The sequence below is a fragment of the Pelovirga terrestris genome (assembly GCF_014773365.1).
GTDB classification, from domain to species: Bacteria; Desulfobacterota; Desulfuromonadia; order Desulfuromonadales; family Geopsychrobacteraceae; genus Pelovirga; species Pelovirga terrestris.
Window position 1 is genome coordinate 1 of record NZ_JACWUN010000022.1, and the last position, 23,983, is coordinate 23,983.

At 51.1% G+C, this 23,983-nt stretch carries 28 protein-coding genes; 22 read left to right on the forward strand and 6 right to left on the reverse strand.

Annotation, left to right across the window (positions count from 1 at the left end; all coding sequences use genetic code 11):
• Positions 1–123: 123 nt before the first annotated feature.
• Positions 124–1,551, reverse strand: coding sequence for a sigma-54-dependent transcriptional regulator (locus ICT70_RS14125; RefSeq protein ID WP_191157745.1), 1,428 nt, complete (start codon positions 1,549–1,551; stop codon positions 124–126).
• Positions 1,552–2,353: 802 nt separating this feature from the next.
• Here ICT70_RS14125 and ICT70_RS14130 point away from each other — a divergent pair.
• The 6 genes from ICT70_RS14130 (at position 2,354) to ICT70_RS14155 (ending at position 6,785) form a co-directional block, all read left to right on the forward strand.
• Complete coding sequence (locus tag ICT70_RS14130; protein ID WP_191157746.1) at positions 2,354–2,515, forward strand: hypothetical protein; 162 nt, start codon at positions 2,354–2,356, stop codon at positions 2,513–2,515.
• A gap of 86 nt (positions 2,516–2,601) precedes the next feature.
• The gene (locus tag ICT70_RS14135) at positions 2,602–3,123 is read left to right on the forward strand and encodes a cytochrome c3 family protein (protein ID WP_191157748.1); all 522 of its coding nucleotides are present in this window, start codon (positions 2,602–2,604) and stop codon (positions 3,121–3,123) included.
• A 45-nt stretch (positions 3,124–3,168) separates the two neighbouring features.
• Positions 3,169–4,101 (forward strand): 4Fe-4S dicluster domain-containing protein, encoded by a 933-nt coding sequence (locus ICT70_RS14140; RefSeq protein ID WP_224747079.1) that lies wholly within the window; start codon positions 3,169–3,171, stop codon positions 4,099–4,101.
• A gap of 2 nt (positions 4,102–4,103) precedes the next feature.
• The gene (locus tag ICT70_RS14145; RefSeq protein WP_191157750.1) at positions 4,104–5,360 is read left to right on the forward strand and encodes a polysulfide reductase NrfD family protein; all 1,257 of its coding nucleotides are present in this window, start codon (positions 4,104–4,106) and stop codon (positions 5,358–5,360) included.
• An 89-nt stretch (positions 5,361–5,449) separates the two neighbouring features.
• Positions 5,450–6,352, forward strand: coding sequence for a hypothetical protein (locus ICT70_RS14150; RefSeq protein ID WP_191157752.1), 903 nt, complete (start codon positions 5,450–5,452; stop codon positions 6,350–6,352).
• Positions 6,315–6,785, forward strand: a complete 471-nt coding sequence (locus ICT70_RS14155) for a menaquinol oxidoreductase (RefSeq protein WP_191157755.1) — start codon at positions 6,315–6,317, stop codon at positions 6,783–6,785. The genes ICT70_RS14150 and ICT70_RS14155 overlap by 38 nt, the downstream gene beginning before the upstream one ends.
• Before the next feature lie 110 nt (positions 6,786–6,895).
• Here the strand turns inward: ICT70_RS14155 and ICT70_RS14995 are convergent, their stop codons facing one another.
• Both ICT70_RS14995 and ICT70_RS14165 read right to left on the reverse strand, forming a co-directional pair.
• Positions 6,896–7,558 (reverse strand): histidine kinase, encoded by a 663-nt coding sequence (locus ICT70_RS14995; RefSeq protein WP_224747080.1) that lies wholly within the window; start codon positions 7,556–7,558, stop codon positions 6,896–6,898.
• A 32-nt stretch (positions 7,559–7,590) separates the two neighbouring features.
• Positions 7,591–7,818: a hypothetical protein gene (locus ICT70_RS14165; protein ID WP_191157757.1), complete on the reverse strand. Its 228-nt coding sequence runs from the start codon at positions 7,816–7,818 to the stop codon at positions 7,591–7,593.
• A gap of 767 nt (positions 7,819–8,585) precedes the next feature.
• Between ICT70_RS14165 and ICT70_RS14170 the strand changes: the two genes are divergently transcribed.
• From ICT70_RS14170 to ICT70_RS14190, 5 genes are read left to right on the forward strand one after another with little or no spacing between them, the layout of a single operon-like run.
• The gene (locus tag ICT70_RS14170; protein WP_191157759.1) at positions 8,586–8,948 is read left to right on the forward strand and encodes a hypothetical protein; all 363 of its coding nucleotides are present in this window, start codon (positions 8,586–8,588) and stop codon (positions 8,946–8,948) included.
• Between the two features lie 45 nt (positions 8,949–8,993).
• Positions 8,994–9,368, forward strand: a complete 375-nt coding sequence (locus ICT70_RS14175) for a hypothetical protein (protein WP_191157761.1) — start codon at positions 8,994–8,996, stop codon at positions 9,366–9,368.
• 1 nt (position 9,369) lies between these two features.
• Positions 9,370–9,828, forward strand: coding sequence for an EVE domain-containing protein (locus ICT70_RS14180; protein ID WP_191157762.1), 459 nt, complete (start codon positions 9,370–9,372; stop codon positions 9,826–9,828).
• A gap of 55 nt (positions 9,829–9,883) precedes the next feature.
• Positions 9,884–10,726 carry a formate/nitrite transporter family protein gene (locus tag ICT70_RS14185; RefSeq protein ID WP_191157764.1) on the forward strand — a complete coding sequence of 281 codons (843 nt, stop codon included), beginning with the start codon at positions 9,884–9,886 and terminating at the stop codon, positions 10,724–10,726.
• A 14-nt stretch (positions 10,727–10,740) separates the two neighbouring features.
• A complete protein-coding gene (locus tag ICT70_RS14190) occupies positions 10,741–11,208 on the forward strand; it encodes an LEA/WHy family protein (RefSeq protein ID WP_191157766.1) in 468 nt (155 codons plus the stop codon).
• Between the two features lie 90 nt (positions 11,209–11,298).
• Here ICT70_RS14190 and ICT70_RS14195 read toward each other — a convergent pair whose 3' ends face one another.
• Complete coding sequence (locus tag ICT70_RS14195) at positions 11,299–11,799, reverse strand: zinc ribbon-containing protein (RefSeq protein ID WP_191157768.1); 501 nt, start codon at positions 11,797–11,799, stop codon at positions 11,299–11,301.
• A 286-nt stretch (positions 11,800–12,085) separates the two neighbouring features.
• On the opposite strand from ICT70_RS14195, the gene ICT70_RS14200 reads away from it, so the two are divergent.
• Entirely contained in the window at positions 12,086–13,879 is a 1,794-nt protein-coding gene (locus ICT70_RS14200; RefSeq protein ID WP_224747081.1) for a histone deacetylase family protein, read from the forward strand.
• Between the two features lie 43 nt (positions 13,880–13,922).
• Here ICT70_RS14200 and ICT70_RS14205 read toward each other — a convergent pair whose 3' ends face one another.
• Positions 13,923–14,717, reverse strand: a complete 795-nt coding sequence (locus ICT70_RS14205; RefSeq protein ID WP_191157770.1) for a hypothetical protein — start codon at positions 14,715–14,717, stop codon at positions 13,923–13,925.
• Between the two features lie 154 nt (positions 14,718–14,871).
• Positions 14,872–16,152, reverse strand: coding sequence for a nickel-dependent lactate racemase family protein (locus ICT70_RS14210; protein WP_191157771.1), 1,281 nt, complete (start codon positions 16,150–16,152; stop codon positions 14,872–14,874).
• 486 nt (positions 16,153–16,638) lie between these two features.
• On the opposite strand from ICT70_RS14210, the gene ICT70_RS14215 reads away from it, so the two are divergent.
• From ICT70_RS14215 to ICT70_RS14260, 10 genes are all read left to right on the forward strand, one after another.
• Complete coding sequence (locus tag ICT70_RS14215) at positions 16,639–16,866, forward strand: hypothetical protein (RefSeq protein ID WP_191157773.1); 228 nt, start codon at positions 16,639–16,641, stop codon at positions 16,864–16,866.
• A gap of 101 nt (positions 16,867–16,967) precedes the next feature.
• Positions 16,968–17,192 (forward strand): hypothetical protein, encoded by a 225-nt coding sequence (locus tag ICT70_RS14220; protein ID WP_191157775.1) that lies wholly within the window; start codon positions 16,968–16,970, stop codon positions 17,190–17,192.
• A 433-nt stretch (positions 17,193–17,625) separates the two neighbouring features.
• On the forward strand, positions 17,626–19,368 hold the full coding sequence (locus ICT70_RS14225) for an aldehyde ferredoxin oxidoreductase C-terminal domain-containing protein (protein WP_191157777.1): 1,743 nt from the start codon (positions 17,626–17,628) through the stop codon (positions 19,366–19,368).
• Between the two features lie 72 nt (positions 19,369–19,440).
• Positions 19,441–20,100 carry a hypothetical protein gene (locus ICT70_RS14230; protein WP_191157779.1) on the forward strand — a complete coding sequence of 220 codons (660 nt, stop codon included), beginning with the start codon at positions 19,441–19,443 and terminating at the stop codon, positions 20,098–20,100.
• Positions 20,097–20,324 (forward strand): MoaD/ThiS family protein, encoded by a 228-nt coding sequence (locus ICT70_RS14235; RefSeq protein ID WP_337906869.1) that lies wholly within the window; start codon positions 20,097–20,099, stop codon positions 20,322–20,324. The genes ICT70_RS14230 and ICT70_RS14235 overlap by 4 nt, the downstream gene beginning before the upstream one ends.
• A 1-nt stretch (position 20,325) precedes the next feature.
• Positions 20,326–21,162 carry a HesA/MoeB/ThiF family protein gene (locus ICT70_RS14240; RefSeq protein ID WP_337906870.1) on the forward strand — a complete coding sequence of 279 codons (837 nt, stop codon included), beginning with the start codon at positions 20,326–20,328 and terminating at the stop codon, positions 21,160–21,162.
• Between the two features lie 59 nt (positions 21,163–21,221).
• Positions 21,222–22,022: an ABC transporter substrate-binding protein gene (locus ICT70_RS14245; RefSeq protein WP_191157781.1), complete on the forward strand. Its 801-nt coding sequence runs from the start codon at positions 21,222–21,224 to the stop codon at positions 22,020–22,022.
• A 9-nt stretch (positions 22,023–22,031) separates the two neighbouring features.
• Positions 22,032–22,718 (forward strand): ABC transporter permease, encoded by a 687-nt coding sequence (locus tag ICT70_RS14250; protein WP_191157783.1) that lies wholly within the window; start codon positions 22,032–22,034, stop codon positions 22,716–22,718.
• Between the two features lie 4 nt (positions 22,719–22,722).
• Positions 22,723–23,382, forward strand: a complete 660-nt coding sequence (locus ICT70_RS14255) for an ABC transporter ATP-binding protein (RefSeq protein ID WP_191157784.1) — start codon at positions 22,723–22,725, stop codon at positions 23,380–23,382.
• On the forward strand, positions 23,370–23,768 hold the full coding sequence (locus ICT70_RS14260) for a hypothetical protein (RefSeq protein WP_191157787.1): 399 nt from the start codon (positions 23,370–23,372) through the stop codon (positions 23,766–23,768). Before ICT70_RS14255 ends, ICT70_RS14260 begins: the two co-directional genes overlap by 13 nt.
• Positions 23,769–23,983 lie beyond the last annotated feature (215 nt).

A 23,983-nucleotide genomic window follows, 5' to 3' on the forward strand; every position in this document is an offset into this window, starting at 1 on the left:
TCAAGGTCCATAACGCCGCAAGTGCCAAACCATTTAAATGGACGAAAAGTGCTGCCGTAATCATCGATTCGGTTCAAAGAGCAAAAGCAGCAAATTAATATAAAGGACTAACCAAACAGGACACTAGAGGGCGGCGTGATCCTTGGCAGAAATTCCGAGTTTTTTCAGCAGGGCTTGAAAGTTGGGCCGCAGCATCCCGGTTTCTTCTGCGGCCTTGGTAATGTTCCACTGATTTCTTTCCAGGGCGGCCAGGACAAAGGCTTTTTCGATCGGCTCAACCGCCTGTTCGCGCACTTTGCGTTTCGCCTCTTTTAATTCTTCGCTGTTCAAGGGCGTCGCTATCTCTTCGCTGCTGGAACTCTGTTCCTGGCTGCCAGGCAGTTCCAGAGCATCACGTTGAATGATCTCCCCTTGGGTTAAGACCACCGCCCGTTCGATGATGTTTTCCAGTTCGCGGACATTGCCACGAAACGGATACTGGTGCAGGGCAATCTGGGCATCAGCCGATAACCCCTTAATCTCTTTGCCGATCTCATGCGAAAATTTGTGCAGAAAATAATTGATCAACAGGGGGATATCGCCGTCGCGTTCGCGAAGCGGCGGCAGTTCGATGGGAATAATATTGAGGCGGAAATACAGATCTTCACGAAAGGTGCCCTCTTTAACCATAACATCCAGGGCGCGATTGGTGGCAGCGACCAGACGGATGTCGATGGGGGTCGCCTTGGTTCCGCCGATAGCGGTAACCTCACGTTGCTGGAGAACCCGCAACAATTTGGCCTGGGTGGCCATACTCAGGTTGGCAATTTCATCGAGAAACAAGGTGCCACCGCTGGCAACGCTGAAGAGTCCCGGCTTGGAATGAGTGGCGCCGGTGAAAGACCCCTTGACGTGGCCGAACAGCTCGCTTTCGAGCAGATTTTCCGGCAGCGAATTACAATCGATCGCAACAAAGGCCTCTTTGCTGCGGTTACTGTTGCTGTGAATAGCCCGGGCGACCAGTTCCTTGCCGGTACCACTTTCGCCGGTAATCAGGACCGTACTGTTGGTTGGAGCGACCTTGGTAATGCGTTGAAAAACCTTTTGCATTGGAGCGCTTCTACCAATAAAAAAATCGGGAATTCCTTCTATGACAAGGTTTTCAGGGTCTTCTCCCTGGTCGCCAAGATCTTGAATTCGCTGACGAATGGCAGATTCAACCTTTTCAATAATACTGTCGGGAAGAAAGGGTTTGGTGAGGTATTCAAATGCACCGTTTTTCATGGCATCGACAGCAGAATCGATAGTGGCAAAACCGGTAATAATGATGACCGGCACTTCCGGTTGTAAAATCTGGATGGTTTTAAGAACTTCGATGCCATTCAGGACAGGCATTTTCATATCGCTGATGACGACACTGAATTTGTCTTTTTGGAGTTTTTCCAGGCCAATCTTGCCGTTGGCAGCAACCTCGACCTGGTATCCCGACATGGTTAATGCCTGGCGAATCCCTTCGCGGATAATGGCTTCATCATCAATCACCAGAATTTTGTGTGCAGCAGTTTCATCCATGCCGATAACATCACCTTTCAGCACTTGTGCCAATGAACATCGAGCAGAAGGACTCACTGTGTTTCATGTGGGCCTTAATGATGGCGGTCAGATTAGTTGATAGCGCCAACCGTCTGTTCGCAATTTTTACGCCAAGTCAGCCCACGGATTACAGTGCAGACCAGCATTTAGACATTAACGCTAATCATATCATAATCTTAACCCGCATTGACGGGTTCTGTGCGACAAAGCTAAAATCTTCGATATTTAACAAAAATTCATACTATGGAGAGGGGCGGAACCCGTCAAGGCTTTACTTGCCACTAGTTTGAGTCTCACCGGAGATTTGTCTCTATTATTGAAACCCATTTAAAAACAAGGTGTTTTGTCAGCAAAGCAGGTCAGGCTCGGGAGGCTATCCTGTTCGGCAGCCGATGTATATTTAATTTATTCACCCTTCAGGGCGAGCTTTAGGCGGGCTGCAGAGGCTAAAAGAGCCGATATCAGATTCTTTTGGAGTAAGTGTATACACTTTTTGTTCGTCTAGAAAACGCTTTTAAATCAACAGTATATCCCGGTATTGCAGGATCTAAAAGGATCTGAAGGCCCGCCAGTATAAAAAACTTATACAGTCAGTTCGTTCTTCTCCCCTTCGTGAAAAAACCGAAAAAATGATAAAAACTACACAATAACAAGTAGTTAGGATTTGTATAAAAAAAAGATTCAAGACTGGCACAGCCTCTGCAGATGTCCGCACTGAGCTTCAAATAAGCTGCGGGCATTTTTCTTCAATAGGCCAAACTTATATTTCAGGGAGAGAGAGATGATCGATTTTTTTCTTAATGTCGGACAGGTAGAACAGATTTACACGGTGGTTGATTTTTATACCTATATCAAGGGGCTTGAATACCTGATTTGTCTCTTGTTATTTGCCACTTTCCCGATCTTTTACCGGTATATCCATAGTGGAGACGATAAAAAATAGTGATCCCCTGACTCGGCGGATCGAGCCATCTGTTGCTTTGTCTGATCAGGAATGACAGAGCATTTTTTAAACAAGGAGCTGAAGCTATGGTTAATACCGGTAAAAAATTCATGGCAGGGCTGGCGGGGCTGTTCATCTGCTGCCTGCTCATGATGAATTGCTATGCGATGGAATCCTATCCGGAAGAGATAGAAATTGATGTTTTGTCCGAACTTTATCAGGGGGTCGTTTTTGATCATGGTTGGCACGTCATGATGACCGAGGGATGTGCGGTGTGTCATCACCATACGACCGGAACCCCGGTTGTCGATTCCTATTGTGCAAAATGTCACGCCGATGAAAAACCGATGGCGACCGTATCCTGCCAGGATTGTCATTCATCCGAGCCGGTTACCGCCGGGAGTGTCCGCGAAAAAGATGCCTTTCTCTTCCATGATGACAAACCTGACTTGAAAGCGGCTTACCATTTAAGTTGCCTTGGTTGTCACCAGGAGATGGGTGCGCCGGTTGGTTGCCAGGATTGTCATGCTCGTACCGAGGCAGGAGATGCCTTTTTCCGCGCTGGTCAATTCGCCCCGACAGGATCTGCCGACAGCTCCGGGTACTGATGCTATTGACGGGTTATTGAGGAATACAATCAAGGAGAGAAGGTCATGAGTAAAATAACACGCAGAAAATTTCTAGCCGGCAGTATGGCAGGGGGCGCAGCCATCGCCATGGCTCCGACCAAAAAGGCGTTCGGGGCAAATCTTGAAGGCTTTCCGGATGGCATGGGTGTGCTGGTTGATATGACCCGCTGTGTCGGCTGTCGCAGTTGTGAAGCGGCATGCAACAAAGAACAAAACCTGCCTGAACCGGATAAATCTTTCGACGACTACTCGGTTTTTGATGAACGCCCACATGGTCATTATCGTCGTCCAACAGAAAAAGCCTACACCGTCGTTAACCGTTATGATCCCGTTGATGAGCAACCGGTATACAGAAAAATTCAGTGTAATCACTGCAACGAACCCGCCTGCTTAACCTCCTGTTTTGTTAATGCCTATACCAAGACCCCGGAAGGCGCGGTTATCTACAACGACAAGGTCTGTGTCGGCTGTCGTAACTGTATGATCGCCTGCCCTTTCGGCATTCCCGCTTACAGTTACAGCTCGGCCATCAACCCGATTATCAAAAAATGTATTTTTTGTTATGACACCCGTTTGAAAAATGGCCAGACACCGGCCTGTGTTGAGGCATGCCCACAGCAGGTCATGGTCTTTGGTAAGCGCAAAGAATTGATCAAGATTGCCCATGATCGGATCAGAAGAAGTCCGGTCAAATATGTGGATCAGGTTTACGGGGAAAAAGAAGTCGGCGGGACCGGATGGCTCTATCTGTCTGGCGTCCCTTTTCAGGAAGCGGGCTTTAACATCTCCCTGCCAAGTGAACCAATCATCAATAATGTTAAGGATTTCCTTGCTATCGTGCCGATGGTACTGGCGATCTGGCCGGCTCTTTTCACCGGTTTCCATCTGCTCGCCACAAAAGGAAAGTCACATGGGCATGGAGACGACCACAGTCATGATGGGCAGGAGGAACACTAACCATGAAAAAATTAGCGGCAAATGGAATTAAGCCACATGATGCTGAAATGAAAGCTGACGGACGAAAATTCAGCTTGATGGAAAAACTTCTGCTCGGACTGACCCTGGATCAATACGTACAGCAAGTTATTCGCAATAAATTTAACTGGCTGCTGGCACTGATTTTCGTGGTCGGTATTCCTCTGATTATCTATCGTTTTATCTTTGGTCTCGGGGTTGTTACCCACAGTTCTTACGATTATCCCTGGGGACTGTTTCTTGGTTTTGGCCTGTTCTGTATGGTTCCTTTGTCAGCATCAGGATTCATGCTGGGGACAACCGTAGAAATTTTTGGCCGCCATGATTTTGAACCGATCGAACGGTTGGCGTTACTCAACGGTTTATTGGGATACTTCTTTGCTGTTGTTTATCTGCTCGTCGATCTGGGGCAACCCTGGCGTCTGGCCTATCCAATGGTCTATTCCTTCGGACCGGCGGCGGTGCTGTTTCTGGTTGGCTGGCACGTTGCTACCTATCTATCGGTACAGGTTGCCGAGGTTTCAACTGCCTTTTTTGAATGGATCGGTTTTCGTCGCGGGTACGAGTTTATTCGTAAAGGCACCATCGGTCTGACGGTTTCCGGAATCATCCTGTCGACTCTTCACCAGGGTGCCCTGGGAGCTCTGTTTGTCTATGCGCCGGGCAAGGTTCACCCACTCTGGTACTCAGCCTCCTTTCAGTGGATTCACTTTTTTGTCTCCTCCATCCCGGCCGGCCTGTGCATGGTCATCTGCGTCAGTACGGTTGTCATCTATACAATGAAGTGGCGCTGTGATCAGCGCTTTATCGACAGCCTGGACCGGATTACCATTTCCCTCGCCAAGGGCGCATCCATGGGCCTGTTCACTTATCTGTTCATCAAGCTTCTGGCCGTTGCTCATGATAACGAGTGGGCCTATCTGGCAACCGGATGGGGAGCCTGGTGGCTGTTTGAGATGTTTTTCGGAGTCATCCTTGCTTTGATCGTCCTGGGTGTCGGCATTCATCATAAAAGTGTTGCCCTCTGTCGCCTGGGAGCCCTGATTACTGTGCTGGGCATTTTGCTCAACCGCCTGAATACCGCATTGATCGCCTTTAACTGGAACCTTTATCCGGAAATACCGCACATTTTTGAAGTCATTATTTCCATAACAATATTTGCTATCTACGTTACAACCTATCGGTTTATATTGAACCGGTTGCCAATCCTTTATCAATTTAAAAGCCGGGCTGAGGCCTAAAGGGAGAGCGATAGAGGGCCCGGTCGGCAGCGCGCTGCTACTGTCGACCGGGCTTCTGTTGATCTCTGATACGGCGCAAGGAGTTCCCCATGTTTGATAACCTGATCGCCAGAGCCATTGTTCCTGTTACCATCGCTGTGACAGGTTTTGTTATTTTCGGCTGTATCTTCCTGTATTCATTTATCAAGGTCGATATGACTGCGGAAGCCGTTCGCCATGTTGATGGCCTCGCAGAGACAGTTGTGCGGGCTACGCACTATGCAATGATGGAGGATGATCGTGATTCCTTGCGGAATATTCTTGCCAATGTCAATCGCCTGGCAGAGGTCGAGCGTATCAGGATTTACGACCAGCGAAGTCAGCCAAAATTTTCTGATCTGGAAGGGGTGACTGCGCCCGGTTCTTTTTCCGTGCGGGTTGATGAATGGTCGAAGAAGATTGTTTCCGGAAGTGGGCAGGATCGTGGTGAAACCCTTCATCAGGTGGATCATGATTATGGCTTTATTGCCGTCAACATGCCGATCCTTAATGAGCCGAAATGTTCTACCGCGGCCTGTCACTTTCACGCCGAAGATGAGCCGATATTGGGGTTTTTAAGCCTCGGGTTTTCCAGCGCTCATCTGGAGAAAACCCTTGCTCTGCTCAAAACCCGAATGATAGCATTCAGCCTCATGGTATTGTTCCTCACCGTCGTTGGGGTGGCAGCATTGCTGAGGATAAACCTGTTTTTGCCCATCCTCAGGCTCACCCACGAGATGGAGCAGGCCGTGAACGGGGTTGCCGAACCCGACCTGCCCAAGTCTAATCGTAAATTGGGAAAACTAGGCAGGGACTTCCGATTGTTGGTGAAACAGCGCGATGAAGCCTTGCTCCGTAAGGATGCAACAACAGCAGCCAGAGGAAGCGATGACAGACTCGAACAAGCCGATAGCAGAAGAAGAACCTCTGCCGGACATGAGCCCACTGCAACAGCAGGTTCAGGCGAAAATTAAGCGTTTTGAGCTGTTATCAGGTACCGGGCTATGGGTTCTTGCACTGTTTACCGCGCTCAGTATCGGAGCTTCTCGTAACTTTGATTTTCTCCCAACCTTAAGCGCCGGGATTCGAAATATCCTTGGGGTTGGCCCGCCGGTTAATTATATCAACTGGGCACTGGTGGTTTATGGCTTTTCCGCACTGATTCTGGTCCTGGCCCAGATGGCAAACAACAAAAAGCCCCGTGGCGCCCTGGCTCACTTTGGCTACCTCGGGGCCTTTTACCTTTTCTACCACTTTTCTGATGGGTTAGAGGAAAACTTCTGGGCGATATTTGTTGTTGGACTGACGATTCTTGGTTTGCAGAGCTATCACGTCTGGAACTACTATCACGAAAAAATCCACGAGCAAAAAGAAATCCTCGAAGAATTGAACAAGCTTGCCGGTTGATTATCGACACTTCACCAAAAAAGAAGGCAGCCCCTTGGGACTGCCCTGATATCACTGCATTTGATCCTCTCCATTGAGACGATCTGCTGAGCTTTTTACCATTTCATCGATTATCTGTTTTTTACCGTTGCCTCAATGGTTTTCCTTTTGCCGGCCTGCTGTCCTGCAGCCTTCGTCATACCAAAGAGCGCCAGCACCGCCGGGATCAATTGAGCCACAATCAGCAGAGCACAGAAACCGACAAACAGCAGAACCAACAAACCACTGTTGTAGGTGACGGCGGTATCCACCGCAAACGCTGGTGAAATCATCAGTAGAACCAGGGTCAGGGTTGATAAAAGTGACTTGACTGGAAACATGATCTTCTCCTTTTCAACGCTATAGTTTGGTAGTGTGGTCTCTTCGTACTTTTTAAAGGCGCAGAGAACGGCCTCGCGTATTTCTACAAAATGATCGTCAGCGGTTGGGCGCAGGGCATGATAAAAGATCCCTTCCTGACGGATTTTTTTCACCAGATTCAGCGGCATATCGTCAGCAACCAGGATAATAGAGATATTACGGTTACATTTTTTTAACAGGGGCACCAGTTTTGCAACGTTGTGTTCGTCGTAAAGCCCATCCAGTACCACAACCTGAATCTCTTTGTTGATAATCGCCTCAAGGGAGTTTGCGACAGAATCTGTAGTAACAACCCGGTACTCATCGCCGGTAAACAGATTAGCAAGCCTATCCCGTGCCCCGTTATTTCTGTTGGCTATTAGTAGTCCACGCATGGTTGACACCTCTTTCAATGCAAAATCTCAATCTAACGAGATACCTTGGCTTGCTTCTGGTCACGACCAAACAGTCCTCGCAAGATACCGATGAGCATCAGGGTTGCAGGTACCAGTTGAAAAACAATAATCAGGGCAAAAAAACCGATAAACATGGCGACAAGTAAGCCACCCTCTCCGGCACCGGTGGCCTCTGCGGCAAAAGCTGAAGAAGAAAGGCCGGTAAGGGCGATCAAAGTACTTTGCAGGATACGTTTCATATCGTCCTCCTTAAAAAGGCTTGGTAACAAGTGTGATCATTGTTTTAACGTTAATGCAGAGGGTGTGCCAAGGTGATATAAAATCAGGTATAAACATGTAAGCTACCGATATACAATATATATTTCTTTTTTGATGATAGCTGGATAAGGTCGGATGGAATAAAAGTGTATGTTTGCTCAATACAGCGATTGCTTGACAGATCTTGCTGAAGGTTTTTTTTTGCGATTTAAGGCATTGAAATGATAGATGAAAAAAGAAAAACGTCAGGGCTGTAGCTAAATCTGATGGGATATGAAAAAATTATTCCGCTGACTTGCTCGGAAATAGAATCCCTTTTAGCAGATTAACCAGTCGGCGCGTTGTTCAGGGCGTGTCGTCCCGGTCTGATTCGGAATGAAAATCTCTGTGTGTTTTTTTTTCCAATTGGCGATTGCGCAACTTTAGATAGCCAATATGAACAATGAGAATAAAAAAGATCAAAAAAAGGATGATGACAACCGGCATGGGTGTTCCTCTGCTGGGCAACAGGATGTGAATAGGGTCTGTGTGCTGTGATCAAGTATGCCTTATTTCACTGTTGTTGAACAGTAGCAGTCGCGCTTTGCCTGAACTAAAGTCCTGGTTGCGCCAGAGATCGCTTTGTGTCGGCAAAAGAGCTGTCCCGCAAATTGTACGGTCGAACACCGTTGAAGTTTGGCTCCAGAGCCGATAGTATCGCCCCCATGATCTGCTGATCCCTTAATGGAAACCTGGATGGTATAAATACATGGAAGAAGAACATCTGCCGGACCCAAAAGAATATGCGGCAGAATTGAAAAAAATTCGTTTTCGACGCTTACTGTTGTGGCTGGTGATTGGTGCCTACCTGCCGGCAATGATGGTTGCCCTCGATTCTCCTGACTATCGCAAGTGGGCCACCGTTGTTTTTGTCAGCTGGCTGGTGCTTCTGATTCTTACCGTCGGGTATGCCTGTCTGGCCCGCTGCCCTCGCTGCAGAGAGCTTTTTCATACCCATGGTCCAACCTTTTTGCCGTTACGGCGCTGTCTCCATTGTGCCCTGCACATCACTGCAGATAAAAGGCCACCGGAAAATGACCACCCACGCGCCAGATTTTCAAAAAAGCGGTAAACGATCCTTCGGCAGAGCCGGAGCCCTCAGCATCAAGGAGACAGCATGGATAGGCAGACAGAAATCACATGGGAAGAGCTGCACGCTGGTCTGAGAACTGTGCGCACACGCCGCTGGTTTTTGTGGCTGCTGATTCTGGTCTATGTGCCGCTGATGATGGTGGCCCTGGCTGCCAACGATGCCAAGCGAATGGTGGTCATCGCCTTTGTGATGTGGTTGTTGCTACTGATTGTTGCTGTTGCCATGATGGCTCTGGCACGGTGCCCACGCTGTGGCCACTGTTTTCATATGAGTGGCTATCTGTTTCGGCCGGTGCGCCGCTGTTTTGAGTGTGACCTTCACCTGACGGCTGACAAGCAGGCAAAAAAAAACAAGCCGGAAAATGGCAGCCAGAGCGATCTCCCGGGAAGGAAGAAATAACATGAAGTACTGGCTGATGAAGTCGGAGCCCGAGGCTTTCAGCATTGACGATCTGCAGGCTCGGCCCGGGCAGACCGAACCCTGGGATGGCGTCCGCAATTATCAGGCGCGAAACTTTATGCGGGATGACATGCGCATTGGTGATCAGGTGTTCTTCTATCACTCCAACTGTGAGGTGCCTGGTATTGTCGGCATCATGGAGGTTGCCGGCAAGAGTTACCCGGATCCTACCGCCTTTGATCCCCAGAGCAAATATTTTGACCCGAAAAGCTCACCTGACCAACCGCGCTGGTTTCTGGTTGAGGTCAAATATATTCGCCATACCCGTCGGACAATTCCGCTGGCTGAGCTTAAAGAGCACGACCCCCTGGAAAATATGCCGCTGGTACGCAAAGGCAACCGCCTGTCCATTATGCCGGTAACAAAAGAACAGTGGGACGATATTTTGCGGCTGGAATAAACGGATTCTGTCGGGAAAGCACCAACCTTTGGTTTGTTGAAAAGCGAGTTCATCGATGTCGAATCTGTATCTTTCCCCTGTGCAACTGGCAGCCCGTCTGGTGGATTGGGGTGCTGAAAAGAGGCAAATATCCGGGGGCAGGCTGATAGTTCTTGGTTTCCTGGCGGGGGTCTATATCGGTTTTGCAGCCCATTTGGCGACGGTCGTTGGAACCGGAGATTTTGCCTGGATCGGACTGCAGAAGTTTTTTGTCGGGGCGGTGTTCAGTGTTGGCCTGATGCTGGTAGTGATTCCCGGCTCGGAATTATGGACCGGAAATACCATGATGACTGCCGCCTGGCTCGAACAACGCTTGACCCTGATAGATATGTTACGTAACTGGAGTTTTGTCTACCTGGGCAATCTGCTCGGTTCGGTTTTTCTCGCCTGGCTGATTGTCAGCCAGACCGGCTTGATGGATGGTGCTTTTGGTGGAACCGCTCTGCAGATTGCATCGAACAAGGTGTCTGAGGAGTTTGCCACCACATCCCATGCCGGCGCCTATTTTTTTCGAGCGATCGCCTGTAACTGGCTGGTATGCCTTGCGGTACTGCTGGCGATGGCGGCAAAAGACGTCACCGGCAAGATTCTGGGGATTTTCTTTCCGATCATGGCCTTCGTTGCTGCCGGCTTTGAGCATGTTGTCGCCAACATGTACTTTATCCCGGCGGGGATCTTTGCTAAAGCGTTGCCCGCAGCCCGCGCTGCTTCAGGCCTTGACCCCGCCCTGCTTGCTCAACTCAACTGGTGGACCCTGTGGCAGACCAACCTGCTGGTGGTTACTATCGGCAACCTGATCGGCGGGGGGTTCTTTGTTGCAGCACTATATTGGTGGCTGTATGTAAAGAATCCCAAATGAGAAAAGGGGAAAACATGAGAATAATCAAACGGATTTGTGTCTCTTTATTGTTGCTGACGGTTACTGCCTGCTCCCCGTTTTTTCCCGGGCTTGAGACTCCGACCGCCACTTTAAGTAGTTTGCAGGTGTTGCCGGGTAATACCATTGTCCCGACCTTTGAAATCGGGTTGAATATCAGTAATCCCAATCGGGTACCGCTTAAATTAGATGGGATGACCTACGTCGTGTACCTCGAAGGTGAACCGGTGCTCAGAGGCTTGACCAACCAGTTGCCGGTGATTGCTGCCTATGGCGAAGGGGAGGTCTTGATTCAGGCCCGTCCTGATGTTTTCAGCACCATCAACCTTTTCACCCGCTGGCTGAATCAACCAGGCGATGTCTTCAATTACTCATTCGAAGCCCAGCTGGATGTTGGCCGCTTCATGCCGAAAATCAACATTGTACGTTCCGGTGAACTCTTTCTGACTCAGACCGACAGGTAGGTAACGGGCCGGGGATAGCCGTGAACGCCATTGCTGCTGTGTCGGCGCGATAGATGTTGATCAGGGAACCTGGCAGCCCCAGCCCGACAGTTAGTAGGATTTGCGAAAAACTGTCTTATGGCATTTGGGGCAGGGAGGTATCCGGGCCGTGCGCTTCATGTGGAGTTCTTCCTGACAGTTCTTGCAGGTCAGGGTGCCGGGGCTGGTAATCTCGCCAGTCTTGAACTCCAGTTGTGTTTCCGCTTTTTGCGCCCACTCCTTGAGCTGCTCCGATGTGGTTGTCAGGATTCTGGCGAACAGGCTCTGGGCACCGGCAGCAAGTCGTTGGGGAGCGACTGCACCTTTAATCGATTCCGTTGTTTTGCTGACATGATCAGCGGCGTGGCCAAGGTCGCGTTTCACGTAGCCGGTAATGCGCTCGGACTGCTCGCGGGTGAAGTCTCCTGCCGAAGCTAAATCCTCGCCGGCTTTTTTTAAGGCTTCATCCAGATTTTTCCGTCCACTTTCCATCAACTCTTCGGTACGTGAGACAATCTTGGCGTACAGGCTGATCTCCTCCTGATCCTGTTGCGGTGCTTTGTTTTCGGTCATGGCGGTACTCCTCGTAATAAAAAGTTGAGCAGGGACGATAAAGGGCTATCTTCACTGAGCAGACGGTCTAATTATAACAGGTTCGGGGGCAATGATTGCTTAAAAAGCAGACGATGGTGGTCATCAGGCAGACACTCTTTGCTCCATTTAACGACCTGGGGCTCGCTGGTTTGATGATGCCGCATTTATCCTGATCATGTTTCTTAAAAATTTATGGTTAAATAGCCGTCGGAAGGTGAACTTCCTAAAAGAGCCTTCAACCCTTTCTATGCTGATCAAAGGCTGAATGATGTTTCGCATCCGACGTATCTACGATACCGTACTTCCGGTCAATCAACAGGCCATCTCCCAGGTTCAAGCCATTCTGACAAGCCAGTTTCCGGATTTGAATCCAAAAGACATCAACAAGCTGCCGGATCAATTGACCAATCCTCTGAAATATCGTTTTCGCTCGATTCTTTCGGTTGCCGAAGGGAGCAAAGGAGATGTCAAGGGCTTTGCCTTGCTGCTGCATGCTGCCGATCTGAATTTCTGTTATCTGGAATATGTCTCCGCAGCGGAAAAAATGACCGGTCGCGGGATCGGCGGTGCCCTCTATGAACGTATCAGGAACGAAGCCCGCGCCCTGGGGGTCCTCGGGATTTTCATGGAGTGCCTGCCAGATGATCCGGAGTTCTGCCGCGATCCCACCATATTGGCCCAGAATAAAGCGCGTCTCAAATTTTATGAGCAGTATGGTGCGCGTCCCATAACCGGCAGCGCTTACGAGACGCCGGTCAAAGAAGGGGATGACAACCCCCCCTATCTGGTTTTCGACGGTCTGGGGGATAGCGCTGAGCCGTCGCAGCAGGAAGTGAAAAAGATCGTTCGAGCCATTCTGGAGCGGAAGTATGCCCATCTTTGCCCCCAAACCTATATTGATATGGTTGTCGACTCCTTCACAGAAGATCCCGTTCAGCTGCGGGGTTTTCGCTATGTTAAAAAACCAATATCGGTGGTGGAAGATCTTGCCCGGCCGGTTGTGGACCGGCAGATTGCCCTGATTGTCAACGATCAGCATGATATCCATCATATCCGTGAGCGCGGCTATGTTGAATCGCCGGTGCGGATCCGTTCTATTTTAAAGGAAATCGAGCCGACCGGGCTGTTCTATCGCGCTCCAGTCAGACGCTTCGCCATCCATCATTTGAAAAAAATCCATGCCGCCGACTTTGTCGATTATCTGAAATTGATGTGTTCGGGTTTGCCGGAGAAAAAAGCGCTGTATCCCTATGTGTTCCCGATTCGCAATGCGACCCGTCCGCCCAGGGAAAAAGCGATCAAAGCCGGATATTACTGCATCGATACCTTTACTCCCTTGACCCGCAATGTTTATCCGGCGGCCAAACGTGCAGCCGATTGTGCCATGACGGCGGCACGCCTGGCGCTTGCCGGGCAGCACTTGTCCTATGCTCTGGTGCGGCCTCCGGGACATCACGCCGAGCACCGTGCCTTTGGCGGATTTTGTTACTTCAACAATGCCGCTGTGGCGGCGCAGGAGCTTTGCCTCCAGGGGAAAGTCGCGATCATTGATATCGATTATCATCACGGTAACGGAACACAAAATATTTTTTACCGGCGCAGTGATGTTCTGACCGTCTCACTCCACGGCCATCCGCGTTCTGCCTATCCCTATTTTAATGGTTTTGAGGATGAAACCGGAGAGGGGGAGGGTAAAGGTTTCAACATGAATATCCCCTTGCCGGAACAGCTGGATGGGGAAGGTTATGCCACCGCTTTAGACAAAGCGCTGCGCAGAATCAAGCGCTTTAAACCAACCTTCCTGGTGATTGCCCTGGGGCTTGATACGGCAACCGGCGACCCGACCGGTACCTGGAGCTTGAAGCCTGCTGATTTTTTCGCGAACGGGAGAAAGCTGGGTGGCCTTGGTCTGCCAACCCTGGTGATTCAGGAAGGAGGGTATGACAACCGGTCCCTCGGCAAAAACGCCAGGCAATTCTTCCAGGGACTCTGGGAGGGAAGCTTTGGTAATGTTCGCCCGGCTCTCGAAAAGACAACGAGATCAAAGAGATCATCGTGAAAACGGCTGTGGATCCACGTCGCATTGGGAAAGGCATGGAAAATTAAACCGTTACCGAAGACCAGACCTTACCGAAGTTCACCCCCCAGATAACGCGAAAACCGCGGAGCAGCAACCACAGAAACAACAGGGGCAAAAGCAAGGTCTTGAGGATAAACAGGGCCATCAGATTGAGCATGGCCGGCACAGCAACCTCGGCTTTCCTTTTGAGATTTTCAAGGTTGATCAGGTCAATTGCTGCGGAGAATTTCGAGGTGATGCCTGAGTGCCAGGAGGTTTCATCCGGTACCTTGGCTGCGGTAAGAGCATCAACCTCCAGCGACAACACTTCCAGTTCCACCATGTTCTGTTGGGTCTTGTTGTTGACATAAATGTTATCAACCAGGCCATTCAGGCCGACTGCCAGGATCAGCAGGAATCTGACCAGACAGGCCAGAGCAAAAAGCTTGAACATCAGGGTCGATTGGTTGGCGCTGCCGACCAACAGAGTTGCCAACAACAGAACGGCAAGCAAGGTCAGGACGACTTTGAAGAATCCGGTTGCTACTATCTCAAGCAGGACCTTCTGGATAACAAGAGAGCCGATGGCCAGCTTCATGATCGCTGAGTACTGTTCAACCAGATCATGGACCGGGTCAAGGATTTCCAAAGGTTGGACACTGACGACAGCCCCAACCTCAACTGATTTGGCAACGGAGATGCCGGCATTCAGCACCCTGGCGGTGGCAAAGGCGGCAAGGGCCTGAACCGTTGCCTGATTGACGTAATTCTCCGTCTGCCGATCGATGTAACCGGACCAGGAAACAGCAACAATCAGCAGGATGATCAGGGCGACCATAAGTTGTCGCCTGGCTGCGGGGTTTCGCTTGCTATTTATCATCGTCATGCTTCCGTTACAGTCATGCCCACCGGTTCCGAATAAACCGCCAGCGCGACTATAAATCACGTTGCCGGTTGTTGGTTAAAGCTGATCCGAAACCGCTCACAGCTCCCTACCGGGAGCTGGCATCGAGGATCAGCATCGGTCCATCGGGAACAATCGCCCAGCGCGCATCCTGTCCAAAGCGTTCAAGCAGTTGCCGGACGGCTTCAGAGATATCGTTTACCGGATGGAAATGAAAACGGCGCAGGGTCTCTGCAGCAATCCCGCTGGTATGCAGCCAGACCTCTTTTTTGGTCATCACCTGGTAGGTTTCCTGGGCACACCATTGGTCAGGGACAAAAAATTCCTTGTTCATCACCTTGTCGATAAATTCCTGTGGACTGGTTGCGTATTCAAAAACCTCCTGATATTCGTCACTGCCGAAGCCTTCGGGACATTCACTGGCGATCAGGATGACACCACCGTCACGCGTAGCGGCGGCCACTCCGGACAGACCCTTGGCGGTCTGATACAGATTGCAGTCCAGCGGTGCCCCGGAATTGGTGGTAACCACAAAATCGAGGGGAGCATCAAGAACCTTCATACAGTGCTGCGACAGAAACTTCACCCCGGTCAGATGGGCATTGACCGGATGACCGGAGAAGACTCCGGTGACCTGTTTGCTGGTATCCAGGGTGACGTTGACGATGAAATCAGCCCCGGCCTTAGCCATGATCGCCAATCCTGCTTCATGAAACGGGTTGCCGTCGAGAATTCCGTAACGGGTTTGCGGATGAGCCACCATTTCCGGCCCGTGCATGAACTCGAGGGTTTTGACTGACGATATGCCCGGCAGGATCGATTTGCGTCCTCCGGAAAAGCCGGCCCACATATGGGGTTCAATAAAGCCGGTGAGTATTTTCAGATCAGCCTCGACATAGTGGCGGTTGACCAGGGCCGGAATCCCATCACCAATGTGGCCGACCAGCACCATGTCCTCGTCCTGCTTGGACATGTGATTGATGATCCGGTAGTTAGCGGCAATCTCCGCACCCACCAGCTTTTCCAGTTCTGCCCCCTGGTTGGGGCGATGGATGCCGGTGGCAATCAGGATGCTGATGCTGTCCGCTGACAATCCGGCTTGCTCGAGTTGGGCGATAATGACCGGTAGCAGCATCCGGTTGGGAACCGGGCGGGTGATATCACTGATAACGATGACAGCATTGCTGCGACCCCGTGCCATCTCCGCCAGCGAAATTGAGTCGATTGGTGTCGTGAGCGAGTGATTCACTGCGGCGGCGGGATCGTTCAGCGTAGAGGCTTCCGCCGGGTAAAGAACCCCCTTGAAGTTGGGTGTTTGCGGATATTCGAGGGGAATGGTGCCATTGCCGTATTTCAGATCCACAATCATGAGGCAGTCTCCTGACGTAAGATAGGTGGGCCCTGCTGCGCAAATGAACAACAACTATAACACAGGCAGATGTCATAAAAATAATGAACCATTACAACCAACCAGGATCCGAAGGGATGATGGCGTGGGCAGATGATACGGTTTTAACAGGCGAACAATCTTATCAATAAAATATCGGTGTACAAAAAAATCATCTGATTATTTTATACACCTATTCTTTTCTTAAATATCAATGAGTTAGGGTTCAGTTGCGCGTTCTCCTGGAGGGCTTGAATATCGTGTCTGTATATTTTACCTATATAGATCCAGTGACCAGGAACGCTCTGTAAGCCTCCCACAAAAGCTTCCATGAAAGTTTTTTCTCAATAGATTCATACCGTTAAAGGTTGTTACAGAATAATCCTCGGGAGTTGGCACGCTCTCTGCTTAACAGCATGTCAACAACACAGCATGCTGATCTTCAGCAGCTCTCTATAGGAGGACACCATGAAAACCACATTACGTAATACCCTGATCGCCCTGCTGACCTTTTCTTCTTCTGCGTTTGCTGCCGGTACCGCCGGCGCGGGCGAAGGAGGACTGCTGGTCTCCCTGTTCCTGGGCTTCTTTGCTTTGATCGTGGTGTTTCAGTTGGTGCCGGCGGCCCTGATGCTGGTTGGTGTCCTGCGCGGACTGTTTGGCCGTGACCGTGAGACCGTCAAGGTAAAAAGTTAGGTTTGCGATAAAAACAATCCCTCTGTGAACGGGCACCGGCGCTTTCAAGGTTGCCGGGTGCCTGCAACCGAATTGACCTGCTACTAAAAAGGAGAAACATCATGAAATCACTATTGTCATCCCTCGCCGTTGTGCTGCTTCTTGCTGCCCCTGCTTTTGCTGTTGACACGGCAGTGACCTACAGCAGCGGCCTGCTGGTTCTGTTGTTTGTCGGCTTTTGCGCCCTGATTATTGTCGCGCAACTGGTACCGGCGGTGTTGATGCTGTTCGGCATGACCAAAGCTGTTGCCCAGGGCTCACGCAAGACCGCGGCCGCTAAAAACTAAGTTCACTCCAACATTCCAGTTTAGCAACAACAATGGCAGGTGACCCAAGGGGTACCTGCCATTGTTGTTGCTGCTGAACATCCCTGGGTAAAGAAAAAAGTAATTATTCAGCAATGTCCCTGCGTAGGATCGGTGCTGAACAGATACAGACCAACAACAGTTTTATCCAACAGAGGCAGCTGGCGCAGGGCTACAGATGGGGCTGGCAGTCCTGGTCAAGCTGAGCGGGTGAGAAAGGTTTTTGTGGGTAAGGTGTGGTTTTACTGGAAAAGTTGTTATCACCTGATAAACTCACTGTGTACGCCTTGAGCTCTTCTTTGTCTCAGCACAGGGCGTTGTGATCTAATAGTCCAACAAACCCACTGAAGTCCGTTTGTCTCTCCCGCTGCAGGGAGTTTTCACTTAGGCGGTTCATACACAAGAGAGGATGCCAATGGATAAAATACTGCGTATTAACATGGGAGCTTCAGGAGGTCCTTCTCAGAACATTGAAGAGGCAGGCGAGTTTAGCGCTCTGGGCGGTCGGGCGACAACATCGATGATTGTTGCCAAAGAGGTCCCCCCGGATTGTCATCCGCTGGGTGCGGAAAATAAACTGGTGATTGCTCCCGGCATGCTCAGTGGAACGACCGGTGCCATGTCAGGGCGGATTTCTGTCGGCTGTAAAAGCCCGCTGACCGGCGGGATCAAAGAGTCAAATGCCGGAGGCCAACCCGCTCAGGTCATGGCCCGACTCGGCTATGCTGCGATCATCATTGAAGGTAAGCCGGCAAGTGACGATTTGTATAAAATCCATATCGACAAGGACAAGGTTACCATCAGTGTTGATAACAGTTTAAAGCTGATGGACAACTATCCGCTGGTTGAAAAATTGCGTAAAGAATACGGTGACAAAGCCGCTTATATGTCTATCGGCTCCGCCGGTGAGCGCAAAATGGCCGCCGCATCCATTGCCTGTACCGATCCGGAATTGCGCCCCAGCCGTCATTGTGGACGGGGCGGTGTCGGCGCGGTCATGGGCGCAAAACAGGTCAAAGCAATTATTTTTGATGATAGCGGCTGCACCCATCGACAACCCAAAAATCAGGAAAAATTTAAAGCTGCCAACCGTGCTTATGTCGAGGGGATTCGAAAGCATGCGGTGTCGGGCGAAGGTCTTCCTGCTTACGGAACCAATATACTGACGAACGTCCTCAATGAGGCCGGTGGTTATCCGACCCGAAATTTCAAAACCGGATTCTTTGAGGGGGGCACCAAGATCAGCGGTGAGACCCAGGCCGAGCTTGAAATCCAGCGCGGCGGCCTTGCCACCCACGGTTGTCATCGCGGTTGTGTTATTCAGTGCTCGGGAATCTATAACGATAAGGATGGCAAGTTCCTGACCAAACAGCCCGAATACGAAACCGTCTGGTCCCATGGTGGCCACTGCGGCATCGATGATCTTGACACCATCGCCATGCTCGACTATCTGGATGATAACATCGGTGTCGATACCATTGAAATGGGAGTCGCCATAGGCGTCGCCATGGATGGTGGGGTGATTGAATTCGGCGATAGCGAGGGAGCTATCAGGCTGGTGCGTGACGAAGTTGGTAAAGGAACCCCCTTGGGGCGAATTCTTGGTAACGGCGCCGAAATGACTGGAAAAGCTTTTGGTGTTGACAGAGTTCCCGTGGTTAAGGGGCAGGCGTTGCCCGCCTATGACCCACGCACAGTGCAGGGGATCGGCGTAACCTACGCCACCAGTACCATGGGGGCAGATCATACTGCCGGCTACGCTGTTGCTACCAACATCCTCAAAGTCGGTGGTGATGTTGATCCGCTGAAGCCTGAAGGGCAGGTCGAACTGTCACGCAACCTGCAGATTGCGACAACCGCCATTGACTCCACCGGCATGTGTCTTTTCATTGCCTTCCCAATTCTCGATCAGCCGGAAACCTTTGATGCCCTGCTGGATATGCTGGGAGCTTTTTACGGTATCAAGATGACCGGTGACGATGTCGTTGCCTTAGGCAAAAAGGTTCTGACTCTTGAACGTGAATTCAACCAAAAAGCCGGTTTTGGCGCCGAAGATGATCGTCTCCCCCGCTTTTTCAAGACCGAACCTCTGGCACCACACAATATTACCTTCACGGTCAAGGACGAGGAGCTTGACGAGCTTTACAACTGGAGCTGATATTTGTTGATACCTGAGAGAAAACCGGGGCGATCTGCGGGGGCCCCGGTTTTTTTTAATAGAAAGCTGACGATGCCCACTGCTGTCGATCTGCAAGTGCAGTTAAACCTGGATTCCGAATTGATCAGCGCATTTTACCTGCTGTTGCAAAAGGGGGTCCGGCTACCGGTGGCGACCGGCTGCAGCGTCATTAAACTGCTCAACGACCAGCTCGGTATCGCTGAGGCTTATGTGCTGAATCGGATCACGACCCTGTTTCTTGACGGCAAGCCGGTTGATGATCTGACCTCCTCAGTGATCGACAACGGATCGGTCCTGGCCCTTTCAGCCGCCCTGCCCGGGCTGGTCGGTTCAACCATGCGCCGTGGTGGACATCTGGCTGCCATGCGTGAAGCGATCAGTTATCATCCCCCCCAGGCAGTCACAACCGGATCCGGCACAGTGACAATCAAACTGTTTAATATCCCCATGAAAGAGATTGGCCCTTTGTTAGTGGAACGAGGTGTTGTTCTTACAGGATCGGAGCTGATGACATTGGTGGCTGACGGAGGGGCAAGGTTCCAGAAGGGGTGTGACTCCGTCACCCTGAATGGCCGGTCCAGCCCTTGCGCAGAATTCACCGAACAACTACCAACCATCATGGCTCCCCAACAGACAGCTTTAGTCAAGGTAAGATGGAACGAGGCGGTTTCGCAGCGGACCGGGGTTCCTCCTGCTGAAGGAGCGTCATGATGAAAATTACCGTCAAACTCTTTGCTTCCTTTCGGATCGGTCGCTTCGATCGGGAGATCAGGGAGTATCCGCAAGCAACAACCGTCGGTGATGTTGTCAGGGATCTTCAGATCCCCGAAGCCAAGGTGGGGATCCTGTTGCTGAATTTTGTTCATGTCGATTTACAACGGCAACTTGCCGACGGTGATGCCCTGTCGATCTTTCCTTTGGTCGGGGGTGGCTGATGTGAAGAATCCTGACCTTGAACAAATCCAGGTTTTTTTAGCTGACCACGCCCAGGACGATCTTGTTTCCTGGGCGCATGAACAGCAAGTGATGGAACAGTTTGGTGTAACCTGCAGCGAAGTTGACGAACTTATCATGCAGTCCGGTTTCCTACCCGCTCGTTACCAGCGTAACCGTCACATGATCTCAATATCACAGCAGCTCCAGCTGTTAAAATCACGAGTGGCCGTGGTCGGTTGCGGCGGCCTGGGTGGATACGTCATCGAAGAGCTGGCCAGGCTGGGTGTCGGTCACTTGCGGGTGATCGATCCGGATATTTTTGAAGAGCACAATCTTAATCGCCAACTTCTTGCCACCATTGATAACCTTGGAACATCCAAGGCTGCGGCGGCGTTGAAGCGGGTTCAGGATATCAACCCTGCGGTTGGCATCGACCCCCGTCAGGTTGCTGTCGGGTTTGATAACGGGATTGAATTGCTGACCGGCATGGATGTCGTGGTGGACGCCATTGACAATATCAGCGGTCGTCTGGAACTGGCGCAGCTGTGCAGCCAACTTGCTATCCCCCTGGTGCATGGATCAATTGCCGGCTGGTTTGGTCAGGTGAGTTGCATCAAGCCGGGCCAAGGCACCATGCAAAAACTCTACGCCAACCGGACAGCAGACAAGGGGATTGAGTCGACATTCGGCAATCCGTCCTTTACCCCGGCCGTTGTCGGCAGCTTGCAAGCAGCGGAAGTCTGCAAAATTCTTCTGATACAGGGGGAGCTGTTGGACGAAGGGATATTGACAGTGGACTTGTTGCAGATGCAGTTCGACACCATTCCAGTGTCATGACAAGAAGATGATCATCGGGCAATTCACAGGAAAAAACTTAAAACAAACAGGAGGATAGGATGTTACGGCTGTTTTCTATTTTGTTAGCTGTGGTTTTTATGTGCGGTCTTTTCAGTCCGGTCGTTGCGGCAGAGCGCTTGCGCCTGGCCACCACCACCTCCACCGAAGCCTCCGGTCTGCTGGCAGAGTTGTTGCCACCCTTTGAGCAGGCCAACGACTGCAAAGTGGATGTGATCGCAGTCGGTACCGGCAAGGCCCTCAAGCTGGGTGAGTCGGGGGATGTGGATGTCGTGCTGGTCCACGCCCGCAGCTTGGAAGATCAATTCATGGCTCATGGTTACGGCAGCGACCGCCGTGATGTCATGTACAATGATTTTGTTCTGCTCGGCCCGCCGCATGACCCCGCCGAAGCTCTGGGCACTAATGACCTGGTTGAGGTAATGAGCAAGATCGCAAACTCAAAAGTCAGCTTTATTTCACGGGGTGATGAGTCCGGCACCCATGTCCGGGAGTTGCAGCTCTGGCAGGCCGCCGGCCTGGTACCGCAGGGAAGCTGGTACCTGGAGGCGGGACGTGGCATGGGAGAAGTCATCATCATGGCCAACGAACGCCAGGGCTACACCTTAAGCGATCGCGGTACGTATCTGGCCTTTAAGGACAAGGTTGATCTCAAAATGGTATTTGCTGGAGATCAGCGCTTGTTTAACCCCTATGGGGTGATTATGGTGAATCCGGCGCGCCATCCCCATGTTAAACAGGATCTGGCCCGGAAATTTCTTGACTTTTTGACCTCTGAGGAAGGACAAGGTTTAATCAACGGTTTTCAAATGGCCGGAGAGCAACTTTTTTATACGCAATAAGGGGCATGCGTGAACTATTTGTCCGACTCCCTGCTGGCCGCTGTGGTATTAATATTCAGTTTTAACCGGGAGGTCCAGCTTGCGGTCTGGACCTCCCTTTATACTGCGACTGTTGCCATTATCGTTGCCGCAGTGTTTGGGGTCCCGGTTGGTTTGTGGCTCGGGTTAAAGCGGTTTCGCGGTCGCAGGTTGTTGATTACCCTGCTTAACACCTTGATGGCGATGCCGACGGTGGTCATTGGTCTGGTCTTGTTCGGCCTGTTCAGTCGACAGGGCCCATTGGGTGAGTTCGGGTTGCTGTTTACTCCGATAGCGATGATTGCCGGTCAGACCGTGCTGGCCATCCCCATCGTTGCTAATTACGTTCTGGCCTGTGTCAACGGCGCTGATCAGCGGGTGATTGATACCGCCCGAACCTTAGGCGCTACCCAGTTCCAGGCGTCGATCCAGCTGATCAAAGAAATTCGCTTTGGCGTGATGGCTGCGTTGATCGCGGGATTCGGGCGGGTGATCGGTGAGGTCGGCGTGGCGATGATGCTGGGCGGCAATATCCGTGGTTCAACCCGCACCATGACCACCGCCATTGCCCTTGAGACCAGCAAAGGGGAGTTTGTTTTTGGCTTGTCCTTAGGGATCGTCCTGCTGTGTGTTGCCTTGATTGTCAATTTGTTTCTCAACATGTTACAGCAAAGATAAGGCCATGGAACCGGTAGTCTCCTTGAAGCATCTTCTCTTTACTCGCGGCAGTTTCCGTTTGTCTATCGAGTCTCTGGAACTTGTACCCAAGAAGGTGTATGCCTTGACCGGAGCAAACGGCGCGGGCAAGAGTACGTTGTTGAGGATCATGGCCCTGCTGATCAACCCACAACGGGGCGTCGTTCAGTTTCCCGGTATAACTACCGGGGATGCGGATCACTTGCGCAGACAAGTCACCTATGTCGAGCAGTCGCCCTATCTGTTCCAGGGGACGGTCAGTGACAACCTGGCGTTCGGGCTTAAATTACGGGGGGTTGCCCGCCAGGAGCAGATCAGGAGAATCAGCCTGACCCTGTCGATTGTCGGGCTCGAAGGGTTTGAACAGCGTAAAGCCAAAGAGCTCTCGTGCGGTGAAACCCAACGGGTGGCACTGGCGCGGGCCCTGGTGTTTAAACCCGATTTGCTGCTGCTGGATGAACCAACGGCAAATATCGATGTTAACAGCCGACCGGCTTTTGAGGGGCTGCTGGCGCGACTGCCAAAATATGGAGTCACCGTGGTCTTTTCCACCCACGACCGCTTTCAGGCGCAGCGGATTGGTGCGGAGCTACTCTGCATCCGTGATGGCATGCTACAGGCACAGGACACATTATGTCTCTTCTGAACGACCTGCCTGATAACAGTGTACGACGCTTGACCAAGGTGGTGGTCAGGACGCTTCACCTGATCGGTATGGCCGGGATGTTTGGTGCTGCCATGGATGGCGCCTCGGAACCGACTTATTTTTATCTGGCCATGATTTCGGGTGTTGTTCTGGTCGGGATGGAAGCGTATTCCGGCTGGATCTGGTTTGTTCAGTTGCGGGGTGTTGCAGTCTATGTGAAATTACTGCTGCTGGCATTATTGCATGTAGCCCTGCAACACGCCATTGTCATCCTGATTGGGGTGATTGCCATCTCCGGTTTTATGTCCCATGCGCCGGGCTGGATTCGCTACTATTCGCTGCTGCACCGAAAGGTTGTCTATTCGCAAAAGGATCTGCTCGGATAAACAATAGCCCGGCTGAGCAGTGCTTATCCCCCTCACTCTTTACGCCTTACACCTCACGGATTAAGATAACAAAACACTTAAGTATCCAGCTCAACTTTCGCAGACAGAAAAAAGATGTAACAGCTTGTAATTATTGATCAAAAGCGCCATCAGCTATGGTAGAATTGGTTATCGCCAAACAACCGAAACTACTTCAAGGAGATGACGCTTTGAAC